This is a genomic window from Candidatus Thorarchaeota archaeon, from assembly GCA_013388835.1.
GTDB lineage: Archaea > Asgardarchaeota > Thorarchaeia > Thorarchaeales > Thorarchaeaceae > JACAEL01.
On sequence record JACAEL010000014.1, the window covers coordinates 175,750 to 192,989 of the forward strand.

Consider the following 17,240-nt stretch of genomic DNA (forward strand, 5'->3'; position numbering starts at 1 on the left):
TAGATGACTCAGTTTCTGATTGGAAGAGGTCATGATGGTCCTGCACGGCAGGGCACCCTCCGTAGTGGGTCGGGAAACTTCACAACTCCGCTGCTCATGGGGTCTTCCAATGCCCACATTCTGCCAGTTCGTTACTTCGCACTGGGTCGCGAGGAGCCGCCAGAGGGCTGCATGACCGTGGGAGCATTGCCCTCCGTCCTCTTTGAGGGTCTTCCAGACCTCTCCTCTCTTCCGGACCTTGTCCTTCTTCCCTCGATAACCGCATCCTCAATGCTGGGACCTGAAGCAGCAGCGGACCTGCTACGGAGTCAGATAAGACTGGTCAGAAGCTTCTCAGTCCCGACTCTCTCCAGGCGAGCGGTCCTGCGAGTCCCGCCGGAGATTAGGGCTGCGGATGCACGAGAGCTCTTCTCTGACGCCTCCAGCGCCGGGTTGAGCGCTGCTGCTATCGCATTCGATGGTCGTCTTGGACCCGCTGACCTTCGGTCACTGCGACTCAGAACACTCCTTCCGCGGAACTGGCTGGCCTTGGCGATTGGTTACATCGAGCCTGCTATGATTCCACTTCTCTACTACTTTGGGTTCGACATATTCGACGCCGGAATGGGAGAGTACTCTGCTGCGGCCTCTGTGCGACTCTGGGAGTCTTCAGCCGAGCACATCTGTGGCTGTAAAGATGTGCCATCGAGATACTGCGTGTGTCCTGCCTGCAGCGACATCGACCTAACCCAAGTGGCCTATGACCAACTGAGTGTTCTCCTTGCCAAGCACAATCAGCACGTCTACATTGGCGTTCTCTCCCGGTCCATACATGCCATGGGCCTTGGCCAGCTGCGGCCGCTTGTGGAGTCGATGACTCATCATTCTCCAGGAATGGCTGCGCTTCTGAGACATGTCGACCATAATGCGTATCCGTTTCTGGAGGAGTTCACACCCACCATCGGTTCCGGAGTGGTTCCTCTGATTGGCCCCGAGTCCTACAATTCGCCTGCCGTGAGGCGCTTCCGTGAACGAGTCGCTGATGTCTACATTCCCCCGCATGGAAAACGAGTTGTACTGCTGCTGCCGTGTTCCGCAAAGAAGCCCTACTCCGACTCCAAGTCTCACCGCCTGTTTCGTGCTGTCATCGAGTCCGCTCTCGTTGACAGTCGTCAGAGTCTAGCAGAGGCTATCCTGACATCCCCGCTAGGTCTTGTCCCAAGAGAGCTTGAACGCGTCTTTCCAGCGGCCAACTACGACATACCCGTGACTGGTGACTGGGATGCGGAAGAGACCCGTCTCGCCACTGAGGCTCTGGTTTCTTACCTCGCGAAGTTCGATGAGGAAGCAGTCGTTGTGGCTCATGTGCGCGAAGGCTATGCCTCGATTGTGAGAGATGCGGAGTCCCGAGTCAGACAGAGCATTGTCTACACTACAGAGGGCCATCCACCAGCGAGTCCTGACTCGTTGAGGCATCTGCGAGAGACCCTTGAGGACTTGAAGAGTGTGCTGTCTCTGAAAGGAGGCAGACCCGCAGACCTTGAGCAGACTCTTCGCGCAACAGCGGACTTCCAGTTTGGTCAGGGCGCCGGACTTGCTGTGATTCCTCCGGGGTCGCAGCTGAACGGCAAGCTCTACCGGACTGTGGTGTGCAGATACAACAAGGAGCAGACGTGTTCGTTCATTAGTGAGACCGGGACACTCTCTCTGACAATTGTTGGTGGTGCCATGCTTGCTCCACTTGGTCGCAGGACGGTCCAGTTTGACGGGGAGTCTCTGTCGGGTGGCTCTCTGTTTGCTGTGGGTGTGAAGGACGCGGACCCAGAGATACGGCCCGGTGATGAGGTGATTGTAGTCAACCGTGACGGAGAGGTAGTCGGAGTGGGCAAGAGTGAGATGTCCGGTCGTGAGATGTGCGAGTTTGACAATGGACGAGCGGTCTCACTCAGGCATAAGAAGGTGTGATGGAGATGAGCTTCCTAGTTAACTCAGTAGTCAATGCCACACTGAGAGCCCGGGGACAGTCCATTCAGAGAAGGAAGAAGCGCAATCCGACGCATCCTGCTGCCAAGTGGAAGTCCCCAATACAACTGGCTGGTGACAAGGGTACGGCACTCGCTGTGGTCCTCTCGACAGTGGGCTGCTCTCATGCCCGAGGGCCAGCCGGCGGATGTACGATGTGCAGCTATCTCCTTGATGGGAACAGCGTACCACCAAGCAGCGAGGACATTGTCACGCAGTTCAGGACTGCACTTCAAGACCTGCAGGGAGAACAACCACCTTTTGTGGTGAAGATCTACACCAGTGGGAGTTTCCTTGACCCCTCAGAGGTCCCCGCTGATGCCCGTCGGCGAATACTTGAGATGATATCTGCTGAGCAAGACGTGCGACAGGTGGTGCTCGAGTCGCGCCCGGAGTATGTCACAGAGGCGTCACTTGTGGAGGTTCGCCATCTTCTCGGAGACCGTCTGGTCGAACTCGGAATGGGTCTTGAGACAATCAACGACTCGATACGGTCGATGTGCATCAACAAGGGCTTCACGTATGCGCAGTTCGCGGATGCAGTACGGCTTGCACTTGACCATGGTGTGGGAACAAGGGCCTATGTGTTATTGAAGCCTCCATTTCTGACCGAACGAGATGCGCTACTCGATTCGACAGCGACCATTGAGGAGGCGATACGGTTAGGGGTGTCTTCAGTGTCAGTCAACCCCGTGGACATACAGAGGGACACTCTTGTGGAACGCCTCTGGTCCTCCGGGGAGTACAGACCTCCTTGGCTGTGGACCGTGGTGGAAGTGCTCAGGTTGAGTAGGTCCCGCCCGAGCAAGAGCACTCCTATCCTGTGTGAGCCGGCAGCGTCTGGAAAGATGAGAGGCCCACACAATTGTGGGGCGTGCGATACACAGTTCACCAGTGCTGTCCGGGCATTCTCTCTTGATCAGGACACGCGACACTTCGATGCCCTCGAGTGCTGGTGCAGAGAACTGTGGCGCAATGCGCTACGCCACGAGGATGTCTCGTTAATCACGCAGCTGGACTTGCTCGGTACTAAATCGTTTCATAAACGCAAGGGTCCATAGATTGACTATCTGAAGTGCAATCGGAGGTAAACATCAACATGCCCGGATACGTGACACGAGTCAGTGTGTGGTTCTATAGCGAGGGAGCATCTCCAGCAACCGTCATCAAGAAACTGATGACCCTGGGTTTCACCCCTGTGCGTGGTGCCTACGACTTCATCTACAGGCACGGTGCAGCAGTCACAGATACAGACATTGGGAGCGCCATCCTTGAGATATCCAGTGCACTGCACAAGACTCTGTCTGGTTTCAAGGTACTATACACTCTTGAGACATCCCTCGCTGATGCAGAGGACGATTACGTTCCGCTTGATGACATCGACAGGGAACTAGCGCGTACAAGGCTCGAGATTCAGGAGGTGGAGCGGGAGCAGCACGAGCTGGAACGAGAACAACATACTGAGAATTAGCATTGGTGGCGAGGGGGCTGAGCCACCCCACTCGCCTACGGGAGGTCTGTACAGAGCCTAGTCAGAGACAACCTCTGGTTCCCGGCGTTCGTATTCGCCACTGCCACGGACCGTGACGGTCAGCCTCTTCGCTTCACCGGGATTCATCCTTGCCCAAGTCCATTCCATTATGGTGCCATCTGTCGCAGGTTTGCTCACAGGCTCTTCACCGACTGGTTCAGTAGACACGTAGCTGAAGGCAGCCGGCACCCAGTCAGTGACTCTGACGTTCTCAACAGTCACCTGTCCCTTGTTCTCAACAGCCAGCACTACATTGTACTCGCCTGCATTCGCGCCCTTGTTGATTCCTTTCTTGACCGAGATGGCACGCTTCTTGTACACAATCCCGAGTTTGTGGCCATCCTGTGCGCTTGCAGCCTCGGCATAAAGCCCTGCGGGGAACGTGTTGGCCTTGCAGTGTATCGGACTGGGATACTCCTTCTCAGGTCGGTTCCTCCACGCCATTATCGCATAGTTGACCTTGACACTCTGTCCCGGTCGTAGTTCGCCGACAGAGTCCTTCAGGTCGGTCAGCCGGAACGTGAGCTTGTGAGGCTTTGTTGGGTCCTGGTCCTCCGGTTCTATCGTGATACCCACTGGACTCTTGTATTCCGTGCCAGCAACCCAGAATCTTATGTGCTCTCTCTTTGGAGGCATCACATCGTCAGGGAGATGGTCTTCGATTACGACCTCGTTCAACCGCGCGGACCCTGTGTTCTTCACCTCAATGGTCACTTCCACAGGCGTCTTGTCGAAGCTGTTGACTTCCGGTGGGTCAAAGGCCTTCACGTACTCTATACATGCGACCGGGATTGTCTGTGCGGTCTTCTTCACAACACCAAGCACTCTCTTGGTCACAGTCCGCATTGGTGTGTAGACGACTTCATGTGTGCACTTTGGAGGCGTCTTGCTCGCAACTTGGAACTTCTCGCTCCATGTCGCTCCCGGTGCAAGCTCTGCGTGCGGAGCCGCGTCAATCATCTTCCTTCTTTCACCGCCGTCCTCGGGAGTCAGGAAGACCTCCGCTTTGTCCAGACGGACCATCAGCGAGCTGTCATTGTGACACTCGAGTGTTGATTCCCACTGGTTTGGCTGTGTCTCTGCGTTCTAGATACCTGTCATGAAGTCAGTGAGGGCAGTCAGGTCCGGGTCAAGCGAGGATCTCTGAAGCGACTCTCCGCGATAGGTCACGGAGACCTCTCCTGCATTCTTTGGGTCCGTAGTGTCTACGGTGCCCGTGGCTGTCACTGTCAAGACAGAGTCCTCATGAGGATAGATTATGAAGTCCTTCCACACAATTACTCGAAGGCTCTCGTCAAACGAGGCGTTACCAGACTGGACGTTCTCAATGCGTATGTTCGACAGTTCAGGGGGCACTGTCTTGTTGATGACCAGTGCATCGAGTTGCCCATCGCTCTCGTTCTTCACCCTGAGTGTAATCCGTACAGGATTCTCCTTTCCGTGTACGTACGCCCAGTGTGCCTCTGGCGTGGAGACGCTACAGCATGTGTCGAAGGTCTCGGTCAATGTGAGTATGGGCCGGTCTATCTGTATCTGGTACTGGGTCTGCCATGTCCCGCCAGCATCGACCTCACCAACGCCTATGACATCCTCTGATATGCTCGTCTTGTCACGAGAACCCGCGACATGGACTCTCACATTCCATATCCTGTTCTTGTCGGACACGTTCTTCACGCTCAGGACACCAGACGCTTCGACTGAAACTATCTCACTCAGTTCACCGGTCTGAGTCCTCTCCGACTCCTCTAGGTCTATTATGACTGTATTCTTGTCCGTCAACTAGGCTCACCCTTTTTTCTGTCACCCTCCCGGGTGACTCTGCTGCGTTCGACCGAGTGTAGACTTAGGACATCTGGTACTTGAACTCATGTCCTGCGGCCCACTGTGCCTCGACGTACTGGCCCGCCTCCATCCTCAGAGGCGTGCAGCCCTCAACGAACTGCTCCACGTAGCGTACGAACTTAGTGGGCTGATCTTCCGCACTCCACCTCATCGGTATTGCGAGCTTCGGCTTGGAGTCGGTACAGAGTGCGACAGCGTCCTTGACCTGAAACACCTCACCGCCACCGATAGGCGTGATGAGGATGTCCAGTTCAAGCTGTCCAAACGGTCCACGAATCAACGTGTCTCCGAGGTATCCGACCCTCATGTGTCCCATCTCAATGTAGAAACCAAGGTTCTCGACCGTCTGTCCCGTTCCGGAGCCGCCCCTCTGGAGCGGATACGGTGTGAGTCTGAGTCCCGGTATCTCATAGGGCGTTTCTGGTTTTAGCTCGTGCAAAAGCCATGCCTTTCCGCCTTGCTCCTTTGCCCTCTCGATGGTCTTGGTATTGCCGAGAATCCACGACTTCGAGTTGGCCGCTATCGCTACGGCATTTCCCAGCGCATCATCCAAGTGGCTAGTCGCCATTATCAGCCTTACATCTAGGTTGTCAGGAACCGTCTTCGTTCCATCCCATATTCCCGGGTTGAGTAGCACTGAGGTCTCCTTCGACTCTAGGACGAAGGAGGTGTGACCGTAGTGAGTGATTTTGAGCAATGTACCACTTCCCGCGTCCGGCTTGGTCCTCGCAGCCAGAGTTATCTGACTTGAGAGTATGCTGCCGACTTTTAAGTAATGTGCGCATAGGCACTCTTCTCACCTTGGGGAGCGCACTGCCCGTTACTCCGTGACCGACCAGATTGAGGATGTGGCGGTCTGCGGCATATCGATGTGCATCTTGTACGAGTCGATTCCAGTGACTCGAACTGGGGTGGTACGTTTTTATGAGCCTGTAATGACAAGTGCATAGAACACTCCTGTTCCGTTCCGGGGCCTCACAATGCTTGACAAGATACTGACCGACAGCTTCAGGACATGTCTGAAGAAGACCTTCGCAGACATCGAAGCACAACAGGACCGCAGGGACCTTCAGGAGTTCAAAGAGGACGAGCCAAGAATCAGGGACAAGCTTCTCGCTGAAGTTCAACCATATCCACAGGACGTTGTACTAGATGAGGACTTTCTCGTAGCCGCAGTTGATGGTTCTGGCTCAGACAGCCTCTCAGTCCTCGACGATGTCCGTGTGCACTTGGTGAGTTCTGCGACAGTCATCCTCGACTCCAACACTCATGGCGAGTCACTCTTCAGGCCGCTCGATGCCAATCACATTGAGTCGCTTGTCGGTCATAGTCAGCCCTTTCTGGACACCCACTGGCATTCCGGAGTAAGAAATGACGCACGAAAGAAGCTGGCTGAGACCCTCATGGAGATCTATCCTCTAAAGGAGCTCAACCGGCTAGTATTGCCCTTCTTCACCGACTTCACGAGGGGCAAGATAACGTCGATGGCCGACCTCGAGGGTTCTGAATACGCTGGTTCAATCTCTGCCCTACTATCCATGGAGTCCCTCATCTCCAGGGCTCAGATTCTGACCGAGTCTGTGGTACATGAGCAGTTTCGAACAGTCGCCGAGTACGCCGCTGCACGAGCGGTCCTGACGAGCAGTGTCCATCCAAAGTATCTGCTTCTGGACGGTGCTCTCTCAATCTTCATGCATCCCACACGCCAGTACCCCTCTATGCCAAGTGGGTTCATGCTTCGTGAGCTGTGTGCACTTGCCAGAAAGGAGGGCGTCATACTCTGTGCTGTGAGCAAGAATCACACAATCCCCTTTGCTCACCGTATCGGGCGCCTTGCCCAGCAGAAGTATGGAAACGGAGCCAAGTGGTTCTGCCATCTCCCTGGTAGAGAAGACCCCGGAGGCGAACTCCGAATCTATTCCAATCGGCCGTACATCCCTCCGACACTGGCCGTGCCTTACCTGTATAGCTTCTCAAGGGACAACCGCCCCTCCAGAATCGACTTTGACAGGATCTGGTGGCTTCAGAACATCTATGTGAAAGACGACCCAGTTGCGACCAGAGAGAATGAGCAGGCGCTCTTTCGCGACATCGAGTTCATGTCAAGGGATGCAAGATGGTACGGGTATCCTGTAGCGTTGGCTCTTGCTCACGAACAATGCAAGCTGTCGTACGAGGACTTGCGCATAGCAAGAGAAGTGTGTCGGGATGTTCGCATGGAGATGGGCATAGACGAGCAGAGAGGAGACCCTCTCCGAGAGGACTTCAATTTGTGAGGTGAACGAATGCCACTCGACAGAGACAGACTAGGCGAACCATATGGAAAGGTCGGAATTGGAAACCAGTCCATGCTGGGTATAATGGGCAACAACAGGGACGTGAGCGTCGGAGAGATCTTCATGATCTACTCGAAGAGGGACGGGAGCGAGCGGGTCTTCTTCTTCAGAGTGCTTGACCTTGAGAACTACCTCCGGCATGTGGATGACATGTCAAGGGTAGCTGGCACCCTGATGGTCGAAGGTGACGCGTATCTGTCTGGTATCGAGAGGAACATGCTCCTCGCTGTAGGTGGGAAGATGCTGGGCTATGCCGAGCTGAAGAAGGACCCCAAGTCAGGGGATGACCAGTGGGAGTTCAGGTCTCCGCGTCGTCTGCCGGACCATCTGGCCGATGTGTACAGACCATTACGTGGGACCTCTGATGCAGTTGTGAGAGAGATGCTCGACACCCAGACGGGTGGCGAGATATACGTCGGGGACCTTCAGATAGGCGAGTCGACTCTGGATGTTCCAATCAGCATTCCTGCCAAGTATCTCCCAATGCATGTGGGAATCTTTGGTTCTACTGGAGCAGGCAAGAGCAACCTGATGATGGTCTTGGTCAAAGCAATGATTGACAACAACCTCCAAGCAGCCAGGAACAAAGATGCAAGTCTGAGGAGGGTCTCAGCGTTCTGCATTGACCCGCATGACGAGTTCGCTCAAGGCGTAGACCAGTACGGCATTCAGGACATCGTCGAGGCGATGGACCCACAGACTAGGTCTGATGTGCTAGGTGACTTCTACTACCTGACTTCACATCTGGCTGCCACATCACGAGAAATCAGCAGGTATGGACGCGACATTCGCATATTGTGGGAAGAGATTCAGCCAAGAGACCTGTACTCCATCATGGACTTCACACCTCAGATGTCCTTCTTCATAGACTCGATCTATGCACAAGAACGAGAGAACTGGGTCGCCGCGATACTCGATATGAGCGAGGACCCGAGTGGGACCCCAAGTGGGACTGTACATGCAGTACAGAGGCGTCTGGGCGTCTTAGAGCGCTCGTCAATCTTCGCCCGCAGTGGCAACTCCATTCTCAGTGATATCTATACAGCAATGGAGTCCGGGCGGGTACTGGTAGTCAACACAACGTTGTTGAGCGACATGGAGCAGTTCCTCCTCACCACGGTCGTGACGAGGACTGTTTCTGACCTGAGGCGGGCTGCAAAGAGCAGTGGCACTCTAGGTGACTTCGAGGCTCAGGGTCAGGTGCGACTTCCGAGGCCTTTCTTCGAAAGAGTGAAGGCCCAGGCCAAGAAGTTCTATAGTGCAGGCGGCGCCGACGATGCCGCTCCGATGAGAGACCTTAGGACACTGCCGGTGATCATGATTACAGTTGAAGAGGCGCCGTCAATACTCAACCCCCAGCTCATGCAGGGTCAGTCCGTGTTCAAAGACATCTCTAGGCAGGGACGGAAATTCAACATTGGTCTCCTGGTAGTGAGTCAACAGGTAAGTGTACTTGATAATGTCATCCTGAGCCAGATGAATACCGAGATCAACTTGCGACTTGGCAATGAGCGGGAGATAAAGGCCTGCATAGAGAATGCGAGCGTGAACATCTCTGGCTTTGAGGACGAGTTCAGAGTGATGGCCAGAGGTGAGGCCATTCTGACTGCATCCTACCGCGAACTGCCTCTACCGCTAAAGATTCCCCTCTTCGATGACCTCTTCAAGCGCGACCGGAGCAAGTACAAGTCGCCCAAGGCAAGACCGGACGAGAAACACATGTTGTGAGGTCTCACGTATGAAGAAGCGCATTGCCCACATTTCCGACACACACCTTGGCGCTCGACCTCGTGAGGGGGTCCGACCGGGCGTATGGGGCGTAGAGATGCGAGCGAGGCTACTTGAGAACGACTTCTATGAACGCTTCGCGGAGATATTCGACAGAATCGCCGCTCTTGACCCACCAGTGGACCTTGTGATACACTCAGGAGACCTCTACGACTCCCCGTGGGACAAGAACCCTCAGAGTCCACCTCCTGTCGCCCTTGAGACTGCTCTGTTGGTGCTCAAGCAGTTCATCCAGAAGACCGGGATTCCCGTGCTTCTTATCGAAGGCAATCATGGTCTATATCGTAATATGGAGGTGTCGCTGCTCGACTATCTGCGAATCTCTCTTGACGGAGTGAGTGTCGCCACTTATGTCGACTTCAAGCGAGCCCTCAGCGAGGGTCGTCCTCTCTTCTTCAGGTATGATGAACTTGATGTCTATTGCTTTCCTTACATCGAACCCGGGCTCTTGGAGTCCGCGGGTCTGGTTTCAGACTTCAATGACTGGGTCACGATTCACCAGAAACCATCGAGGAGAGATGCGGTTTCTGTGGCGGTCGCACACGGCATGGATATTGACAAGACCTTGCATCACTCTATCTTCAGCAACAAGTATGACTATGTAGCTCTTGGACATGACCACCATCAGCACCAATACCGGGAGGATGCGTGGTATGCGGGCTCTCCGGAGCGCTGGAGGTTCGACGAGTCACGTCACGAGAAGGGATTCCTCTTGGTCGAGATTGAGAAGGGGCAGCCACCCGTTGTCACCCCACAGAAGATTGAGTTGGAGCGGCCCGTCCTCACCGACCAGATTGTGCTGAGACCTGATATGACCGTAGAGACCGCCATCGAAGTTATCGATGAGTGGTTTGAGTCAAAGGGACTGAAGACGGCGTGGAACCCCCGGACTGCTGCACGTGTCAGTCTGGCTCTGACTGATGACTCTCCCCAAGTGCGAGGCAATGAGTTGAACATAGCTCTTGAAGGGCTCAGGTCAAGAGTGTTCACTGAGGGTTCGGGCTACAACATCTCTCAGTTTGTGTGGTCGCTTAAGAGGTCTGATACCGAACACTATGCATCTGCGTTCCCAGAGATTGAATCTGAGTACCTCATTGCAGACCCCGAGGCTGACTTCAAGGAGTTCTTGTCCTCGAAACAGCTGGACTCCGGTTATGATCCTGAAGTACTGACTCGTATTGCTGTGGGTGCTCTCAAGTTCGCTGTGACCCGACCCGACGAGAAACTGACCCTTGAAGGACTTGAGGAGGAGAGAGAGTGAAGATACTCACGCTTGATGTCAAGGACTTCAAACCCTACCGAAGGTTGACGCTTCCCGAAGAGGGCGAGTTGCCAGAGGGACTCATCCTTGTACGCGGTTCGAATTCCACTGGCAAGTCTTCCCTGTTCGAGGCCATTCTGTGGGCGCTCTGGGGGCCGAGGGCTGTTGGATCCGGAGTTGAGAATGACGACCTGGTCAGCTTCTCAGGAGTTCAGTGCCGTGTTCAGATGACCTTCGATGTTGATGGCAAGGTCTACAAGATAGAGCGTTCCTATGACTCGGCGGACGGAATGAAGGTAGTTCTCTATGAGAAGAAGAACAACGCATGGAAGAGTGTCGGGGACAAATCTGGTACAGTCGAGAGGAACCTCCAGGAGATCTTGAATCTGGAATGGCAGCAAGCGACTAACACACTGCTAGTACGCCAGGGTGAGGTTGCACTGATTGCCAACTCGACACCATCAGCTCTTCGAGAGCTCCTGCTGAAGGTCTACAACATAGAACTCATCGAACAGATGGAAGGGCAGCTTAACCACTTGGAGAAGGACATCGAGGGCAAGCTGAAGGACAAACGCACAAGTTATGAGCGTCCTGAGACCGCCGAGGCCTATGCCTCGCAGATTCGCGAGAGTGTGAAGCAGCTTCAGCGTGCACATGACGGCAAGAATGAGGAGCTGAAGACAGTCCAATCGCAGCTTGCGAGTCTCCCGGCTCGAGCGGCGATTCGAGCTCTTCACGACCTGTCTGCTGCCATCGACCGGAAGTCCGCGGAGTTGGCCGAGCGCCAAGAGGTCCTCCAGAACGCGCTTGATGAGGCTGGTCTAATGGACACCGACCCTAGTCTCATAGAGGCTAGACAGCGCCAGCTGGAGCGGGAGATGGAACGTCTTAATTCATTACAGACAACGATAGACTCGCGGATATCGGAGATAGATCAGCAGACCGGGCACATCAACGGGGTCGCTCGTGACTTCGGTGCGAAGATTGCCGTCTTGGAATCAGCTGTCCGCGTGTCTGCCCGCGCCGACATGCTATGTCCAACATGCCAGAAACCTCTGACGTCTGACGAGTGCAATCACATTCTCAGTGAGTACAGGCAGTCAATCTCTCAGGGTGAGCTCACGCTCAAAGAGCTGAAGGCAGAGAGGTCACGTCTTGCAGGTGAATCTCGTGAGACCCGGGCCAGCATGGTTGTGGTGGAGGGAGCTCTGAAGGGACTGTCACGACTTAGGAGTCGCCAGTCCGAAGTAGAGGCCTCGAAGAAACAACTTGAGGAAAAGGAAGCGGAACTCCAAGCAGTCTTGAGGACGCTTGGGGTGAAAAGCATTGAGAGCCTTCTCAAGAAGCACGGAGTCGATGCCGTCGTTGACCTCCATACTCTCATAGAGCAGACATCAACTCGCTATGAGAGCTTGAAGGGGGAATTGGAGTCCTTCGAACAGCGACTCCAAGACGAACAGCGCGCGCTCGCTGAGCAGGAGGCCAAGGTGATTCTGATGCGTCAACTGCAAGCTGAGATTGAGTCACTGGAGAAGATCCTTGAGCATACAAGGTACGTGCGAAGGAAGCTGGTCAAGAGTTTTGTTGCAGATTATGTCTTCCAGAAGCGACTCATTGGAATTGTCCGCGGTGCAACGAATCGTTACGTGCGCGAGTTCACGTCAGGGCAGTATACTAGCATCGACCTCGTACCTACTTCTGCCTCAGGAATCGGGGGTCAAGGAGTGGCTCTGAAAGTACAGGATGCGCGCGACAATGCGCTCAAGAAGACCTCTCAGCTGAGCTACGGAGACAAGACTGCAGTGAGCATCGGTCTCAGACTGGGGATCAGTCGGACCATGAGCAGCGTTCGTCCTCTCAGGGGTAGTCCTGCGGTCTCTCCGAGGGTGCGATGCGTGCTGCTCGATGAGCCTCTTGGGGGACTTGACAAGACACGACGTGCAGCAGTCATCGATGGCCTGACCCGGGACCATAGCTTCAAGCAGATATTCCTCATCACGCATACGGACGTGCAGGGTCACGAGGATGTCCCGACAATTGATGTGACACGCACTGGTGCATCAAGCGAAGCCCGGCTCCACATCCCGTCTGATGAGTAGCGAAGCCACAGGGAGAGAACGGCAGAGATATCAACTGGAGTCTGTTCCTGACGGACATGGCACCCCGATGGGACGTGACCAAGGCTGCAAGGTTCCTGTACGAGTACAAGTTCCTGATACTCGTTCTCTATGTTGGTGTCTTGGTGTGGAGTGCGGTCTTCAGTGCGGCAGTGGCCGACTACCTTGACACTTCATACTGGAACTCCCGTGGCGTGTGGCTTGGCAACGGAGACATCCAGGTGTTCGGCTTCACAGTGGAGTATATGTTCGAGGGGTATGGTGACTACTCCTTCTACTACGTCCACTGGGGACACAATATGCTCAGAGGTGTCATGCCATACAACAGTGACTTCGGATATCTTCGAATGAATGGCATTACCAATGAGAACGGTCTATTCGTCTTTCCCCCACTGACCGCCGTCCTCTATGCGATTGGAGTCCTGATCGCTCCAGACAACACAGGTATCGGGCTTCTCCTCGTCATCATGGGCTTCATCACAGTGTTTCCCGTGTATGGCATTGCCAAGAATCTGTCGAACAACCGCCATGTGGGCGAAGCGGCAGCTCTGACCTATCTTCTCAATCCCGCAGTGCTCTATCACACCGTGTTTGCTTGGCTGAATCCCGCTCCGTTCATACTCTTCTTCTTCCTCGGCTTCTATGCTCTCACAGTAGGTAGACGACACACGGGCACACTGCTCATCGTGACTGCTGCACTGTTCAAGCAGACCGCATGGCTTCTCGGTATTCCATTGATTGTCTTCCTTCTGGTCAAGGAACGGGTCCCAGGCCACTCAACTGGCCATCAGGCCCAGGGTGACAGCGACAAAGCGCCACTATCCGTTGAGCCCGACAATGTCAAGCGGCCTCAGCGTGGGATTGACCTTGTCAAGGCGGGTTTCCTCAGGCCCTCCAAATACTTGGATATCAGAGGTTTCGTCACCAGCTGTGCTGTGGTCCTGGGTTTTGTGGGCGCCATAGTGTTCCCTTTCTACATCGCACAGCCTCAGATGCTGTACCACTTGAGCCTCGCCAGCGGTGGCTTCTGGATCGAGTCGCTCACAGAGCTTCCGGACTATTCTTCGCCGATACGTCTGCAGCACCTTCCCGTTCTAGTAGGGTTGCCAGACCTTGCTGCAGGGTTGAACTACATCGTGTACTATGGCTTTCTTCTGACCTTCACATTGGCTGTCTCATTCGGCCTGATGATGTTCATTGACAAGGACATGACTCGGAGACGTTACTACTTCCGCCATCTGCTATTCTTCACTATGATGATGATACTCCTCGTCAACATCACAGGACCCAGAGGGATTTACAAGTACTACCTCACCCTCCTTGCTCCCTTCTTCTCTATATTCTCATCCGTGAAGATGGTCACAAGTCAGGAAGAGCACATCCCGTTCTCGTTCTCAATGCTTTGGATGCCCATCGCCTTGACACTCCTCTACCTTGTACCCAATCGCAACGTGTACTTCGTTTCTCTCATACTGATTGCAGCCGCCTATGCTCTCGCACGTCAGATTGGTGTTCTCTGGGCTGCTATCACAACACCGGCGAGGCGCTTGTCTGCGCAGACTCGGAAGCTTCTGAGACCGATGCTCTCACACTATCTGATTGTCAGAGCGAACATCCACAGGGCTCTCTATGGTTCGTTCCAAGAGGCGACAGACAACAATGACGTATGCGCATAGTGTGCCTTCCCGTCTGGATAGGTCTCTCAGTAGTTTGGCGACGAGTCTTAGGACTTGGGTTGTCATGCATCCCGTCGAGTTAGTGGTCTTTGTGGGGAGTCTGCTTGTGTGGCTGATGGTACTTGGAAAAGCCATGGCATTGTTTAACGGCGATGCGCCATACCGTGGCGCTTGGAATGGTATGCTCTACTTGGCTCTTCCGGGTTTCACAGTTGCGTTCAACCTTGAGGGATGGGCCGACTATGATTACTATTACAATACGTGGGGTCACCAACTGCTGTCTGGCTACCTACCTTATACTGCTGAATTTGAGCATCCCACGACGCACGGCACGGAGTATTATGCTCCATACTACTTTCCTCCACTCTTCGTCTATTTGTGTGGTCTTGGTCAGCTGCTGCCATTTGGCCCGTTCGGAATCGCCATACTACTAACAGCGTTTGGTTACATGACTGCTCTGCCGCTCTATGGTATTGCGCGCGAGCTCTCAGGGAGTGAAATGGTTGGGTTGTGTGTGGCGGCCACTTACCTGTTCAATCCATTGGTCCTGTTCTACACCGCATTCCAGTGGTTGAATCCCGCACCGTTCGTCTTCTTCTCTACGCTGTCGTTTTACCTAGTTGTGAAGGGGCGGACTGCTTCGGCAGTAGTGAGCATGGTATTTGGAGTGTTCTTCAAGCAGATCTGTCTCTTTCTCTCCTTACCATTGATTGCCTATGTCCTGAAGAAAAGCTATCTATCCTCCAAGAGGACTCCCGACAGGCATGGTACCATCGTCATCAGTACGTTGAAGGGCCTTGTCAGACATGCCATGGTGGCAGTGCTGACCGCTATTGCTCTCTCTCTGCCATATGTGTACGACCTGCCGCACTACTTCTACTCCCTGTTTCAGCGTCTGAGTCCCTTGCATCTGAACAGCCTATCAAGTCCGCCACCATATGACCACCCGCTCACAGTGGTTGTGCCGTTCATCACTGTTGGGGCTCCGCTCTGGTTGAACCAGCTGCTCAACGCCCTCAGTGAGACCTCAGCTGGACTTGTCGGTGGGAGTGTCCTGTTCTTCACATTGATGCTTAGTGAGACCCCGGACCAGAACGCAGACCACGGATACTGGCGAACGGTGCTTTACCTGACCTTACTTCTGTTTCTGTGGGTCCACTTGTTCGCGCCAAGGGGCGTCTACAAGTACTACTTCGTAGGAATCATGCCTCTCGTCTCTCTACTTTCAGCACCGAGTATGTGCAAACGTGGTTCCATCTCCATTAGACCATCGCCAGCTATGGTCCTCGGGCCTGTCACACTGAGTCTGCTTATTCTACTGCCCGACCGGAACATCTACCTCGCATTCGTCGTCGTCATATTACTGCTATTCGCTGCAGGTCCGAGAGTGGAACACCTCTTCGACTTTGGCCCAGCGTCATCACAGAGCAACCTGCTGTCATCGCGTGGGACCGGCATTAGGCCAAAGTCTGACTCTTCGCCCTCTCCGCCTTCTTCTTCTCAATGGTCTTTGTCAGGCTGGCCATCTTCTCATCGAGCTTCTTGATCTGCTCCTCGTAGGTCTCCTGTGACATGGTCCCTGACGCGCGTTTCTTTTCAACATGGTCCCTCAGTTGCTGAACTGAAGAGATCTCCTTTTCGAGACCCTGTATCTCAGCACTTAATGCGGCGACTCTGTCCTCTTCTTCCGTCCGGAACTGCTTCGCTGGGACCATCAGTCCCAGCTGCTGTTGTGTCTTCTCTGCAAACTCTTGGAACTGGCTCCTCAATGCTTCAATCCGTTCACCGGATGACTCGATCTTCTTGGTGAGCTTTTCTATGTCCTTCTGCAGGTCAAAGACCGCATTGACGAGCCTCTTCAGAGTAAAGTCGATGTCGGCTGGAACCGTCGTCCGTTGCTCTACAGCCGCGACGGTTCCCGGAGTGGTCTTCCCCTCTTGTGCTGCTGCAACCTCACTGGGCTTCACAGAACGCGTTATTGCCGCCAGCCAGCGGAATGCATTGACCGCAAAGACTCTGTTGTCGTCTTTCTTCAGTCCTCCTCCCCTTCGAAAAACCTCGTAGCTGCCAATGCACATGACTCTCCCCTTGCCATGTTCTGCTATAGCTATTATTGGTGCGGCTGGTGGCTCGGCCTGAGATGAGGTTGATGCAATAGTCATTGCTCCCCCGCTGACTCTGAGCGTGCATGCGGCCGGTACTAGCAGTTCGCTGATGTTCTCGGTCACCACATGACCAACTATGTTCGTGATGATGGGCATCGTAGGCATTCCATCATTATTCCTCTCGTCCTTGACTGCCGTGTTTTCGAACTCTATTCCGAATGTCTTCGAGAGCTGACTCATGTTGTTCATGAGCCCTCTATCGCCTCCGGAGAGTGACAGCAGCATCAGTCCTCCACCATCAAGGACATACTTCCTGAGCGCGTCCATCTCTGCTGGTCTCAGTTTTGAGCTGTTAGGACAGGCTAGCACGAACACGTCTGAACCCGCAAGTGTCTTGGGCAGAATCATAAAGTCCGTGTATGGCTCCACATCGAAGTCATTGTCACGAAGGACCTGTGCAAGCTGCGAGTATGTGGAGTCAATCCTCCCACGGTCGTTCTGCGTCTGATCGAACAGGACTTTCTTTCTGCCAGCGCTCAACTATACCACCTGTTTCAACTCATGTGAAGGTCTCTGAAGGCCC

General features: G+C 54.2%; 13 protein-coding genes. 9 read left to right on the plus strand and 4 right to left on the minus strand.

Features of this window, described 5'->3' with window-relative positions; genetic code table 11:
* Positions 1-3: 3 nt before the first annotated feature.
* The 3 genes from HXY34_03030 to HXY34_03040 are packed head-to-tail and all read left to right on the plus strand — an operon-like array spanning position 4 to position 3,472.
* The gene (locus HXY34_03030; GenBank protein NWF95092.1) at positions 4-1,944 is read left to right on the plus strand and encodes a DUF5591 domain-containing protein; all 1,941 of its coding nucleotides are present in this window, start codon (positions 4-6) and stop codon (positions 1,942-1,944) included.
* A 5-nt stretch (positions 1,945-1,949) separates the two neighbouring features.
* Positions 1,950-3,062 (plus strand): archaeosine biosynthesis radical SAM protein RaSEA, encoded by a 1,113-nt coding sequence (locus HXY34_03035; protein ID NWF95093.1) that lies wholly within the window; start codon positions 1,950-1,952, stop codon positions 3,060-3,062.
* A gap of 38 nt (positions 3,063-3,100) precedes the next feature.
* Complete coding sequence (locus HXY34_03040; GenBank protein ID NWF95094.1) at positions 3,101-3,472, plus strand: hypothetical protein; 372 nt, start codon at positions 3,101-3,103, stop codon at positions 3,470-3,472.
* 57 nt (positions 3,473-3,529) lie between these two features.
* On the opposite strand, the gene HXY34_03045 is transcribed toward HXY34_03040, so the two are convergent.
* The 3 genes from HXY34_03045 to HXY34_03055 form a co-directional block, all read right to left on the minus strand.
* A complete protein-coding gene (locus tag HXY34_03045; GenBank protein ID NWF95095.1) occupies positions 3,530-4,555 on the minus strand; it encodes a DUF11 domain-containing protein in 1,026 nt (341 codons plus the stop codon).
* A 63-nt stretch (positions 4,556-4,618) separates the two neighbouring features.
* Complete coding sequence (locus tag HXY34_03050) at positions 4,619-5,311, minus strand: hypothetical protein (GenBank protein NWF95096.1); 693 nt, start codon at positions 5,309-5,311, stop codon at positions 4,619-4,621.
* Between the two features lie 64 nt (positions 5,312-5,375).
* Entirely contained in the window at positions 5,376-6,071 is a 696-nt protein-coding gene (locus tag HXY34_03055) for an MBL fold metallo-hydrolase (protein NWF95097.1), read from the minus strand.
* A gap of 283 nt (positions 6,072-6,354) precedes the next feature.
* Here HXY34_03055 and HXY34_03060 point away from each other — a divergent pair, with 283 nt between their 5' ends.
* The 6 genes from HXY34_03060 (at position 6,355) to HXY34_03085 (ending at position 16,098) form a co-directional block, all read left to right on the plus strand.
* Positions 6,355-7,650 carry a hypothetical protein gene (locus HXY34_03060; protein ID NWF95098.1) on the plus strand — a complete coding sequence of 432 codons (1,296 nt, stop codon included), beginning with the start codon at positions 6,355-6,357 and terminating at the stop codon, positions 7,648-7,650.
* Between the two features lie 9 nt (positions 7,651-7,659).
* A complete protein-coding gene (locus HXY34_03065; protein ID NWF95099.1) occupies positions 7,660-9,438 on the plus strand; it encodes an ATP-binding protein in 1,779 nt (592 codons plus the stop codon).
* Between the two features lie 10 nt (positions 9,439-9,448).
* Positions 9,449-10,759 carry an exonuclease SbcCD subunit D gene (locus HXY34_03070; protein ID NWF95100.1) on the plus strand — a complete coding sequence of 437 codons (1,311 nt, stop codon included), beginning with the start codon at positions 9,449-9,451 and terminating at the stop codon, positions 10,757-10,759.
* The gene (locus HXY34_03075) at positions 10,756-12,858 is read left to right on the plus strand and encodes an AAA family ATPase (protein NWF95101.1); all 2,103 of its coding nucleotides are present in this window, start codon (positions 10,756-10,758) and stop codon (positions 12,856-12,858) included. Before HXY34_03070 ends, HXY34_03075 begins: the two co-directional genes overlap by 4 nt.
* Before the next feature lie 56 nt (positions 12,859-12,914).
* Positions 12,915-14,552: a hypothetical protein gene (locus HXY34_03080; protein NWF95102.1), complete on the plus strand. Its 1,638-nt coding sequence runs from the start codon at positions 12,915-12,917 to the stop codon at positions 14,550-14,552.
* Positions 14,553-14,616: 64 nt separating this feature from the next.
* Entirely contained in the window at positions 14,617-16,098 is a 1,482-nt protein-coding gene (locus HXY34_03085) for a hypothetical protein (protein ID NWF95103.1), read from the plus strand.
* Here HXY34_03085 and HXY34_03090 read toward each other — a convergent pair.
* A complete protein-coding gene (locus HXY34_03090; protein NWF95104.1) occupies positions 16,010-17,197 on the minus strand; it encodes a hypothetical protein in 1,188 nt (395 codons plus the stop codon). The two genes, HXY34_03085 and HXY34_03090, sit on opposite strands and share 89 nt — an antisense overlap.
* Positions 17,198-17,240: the final 43 nt, after the last annotated feature.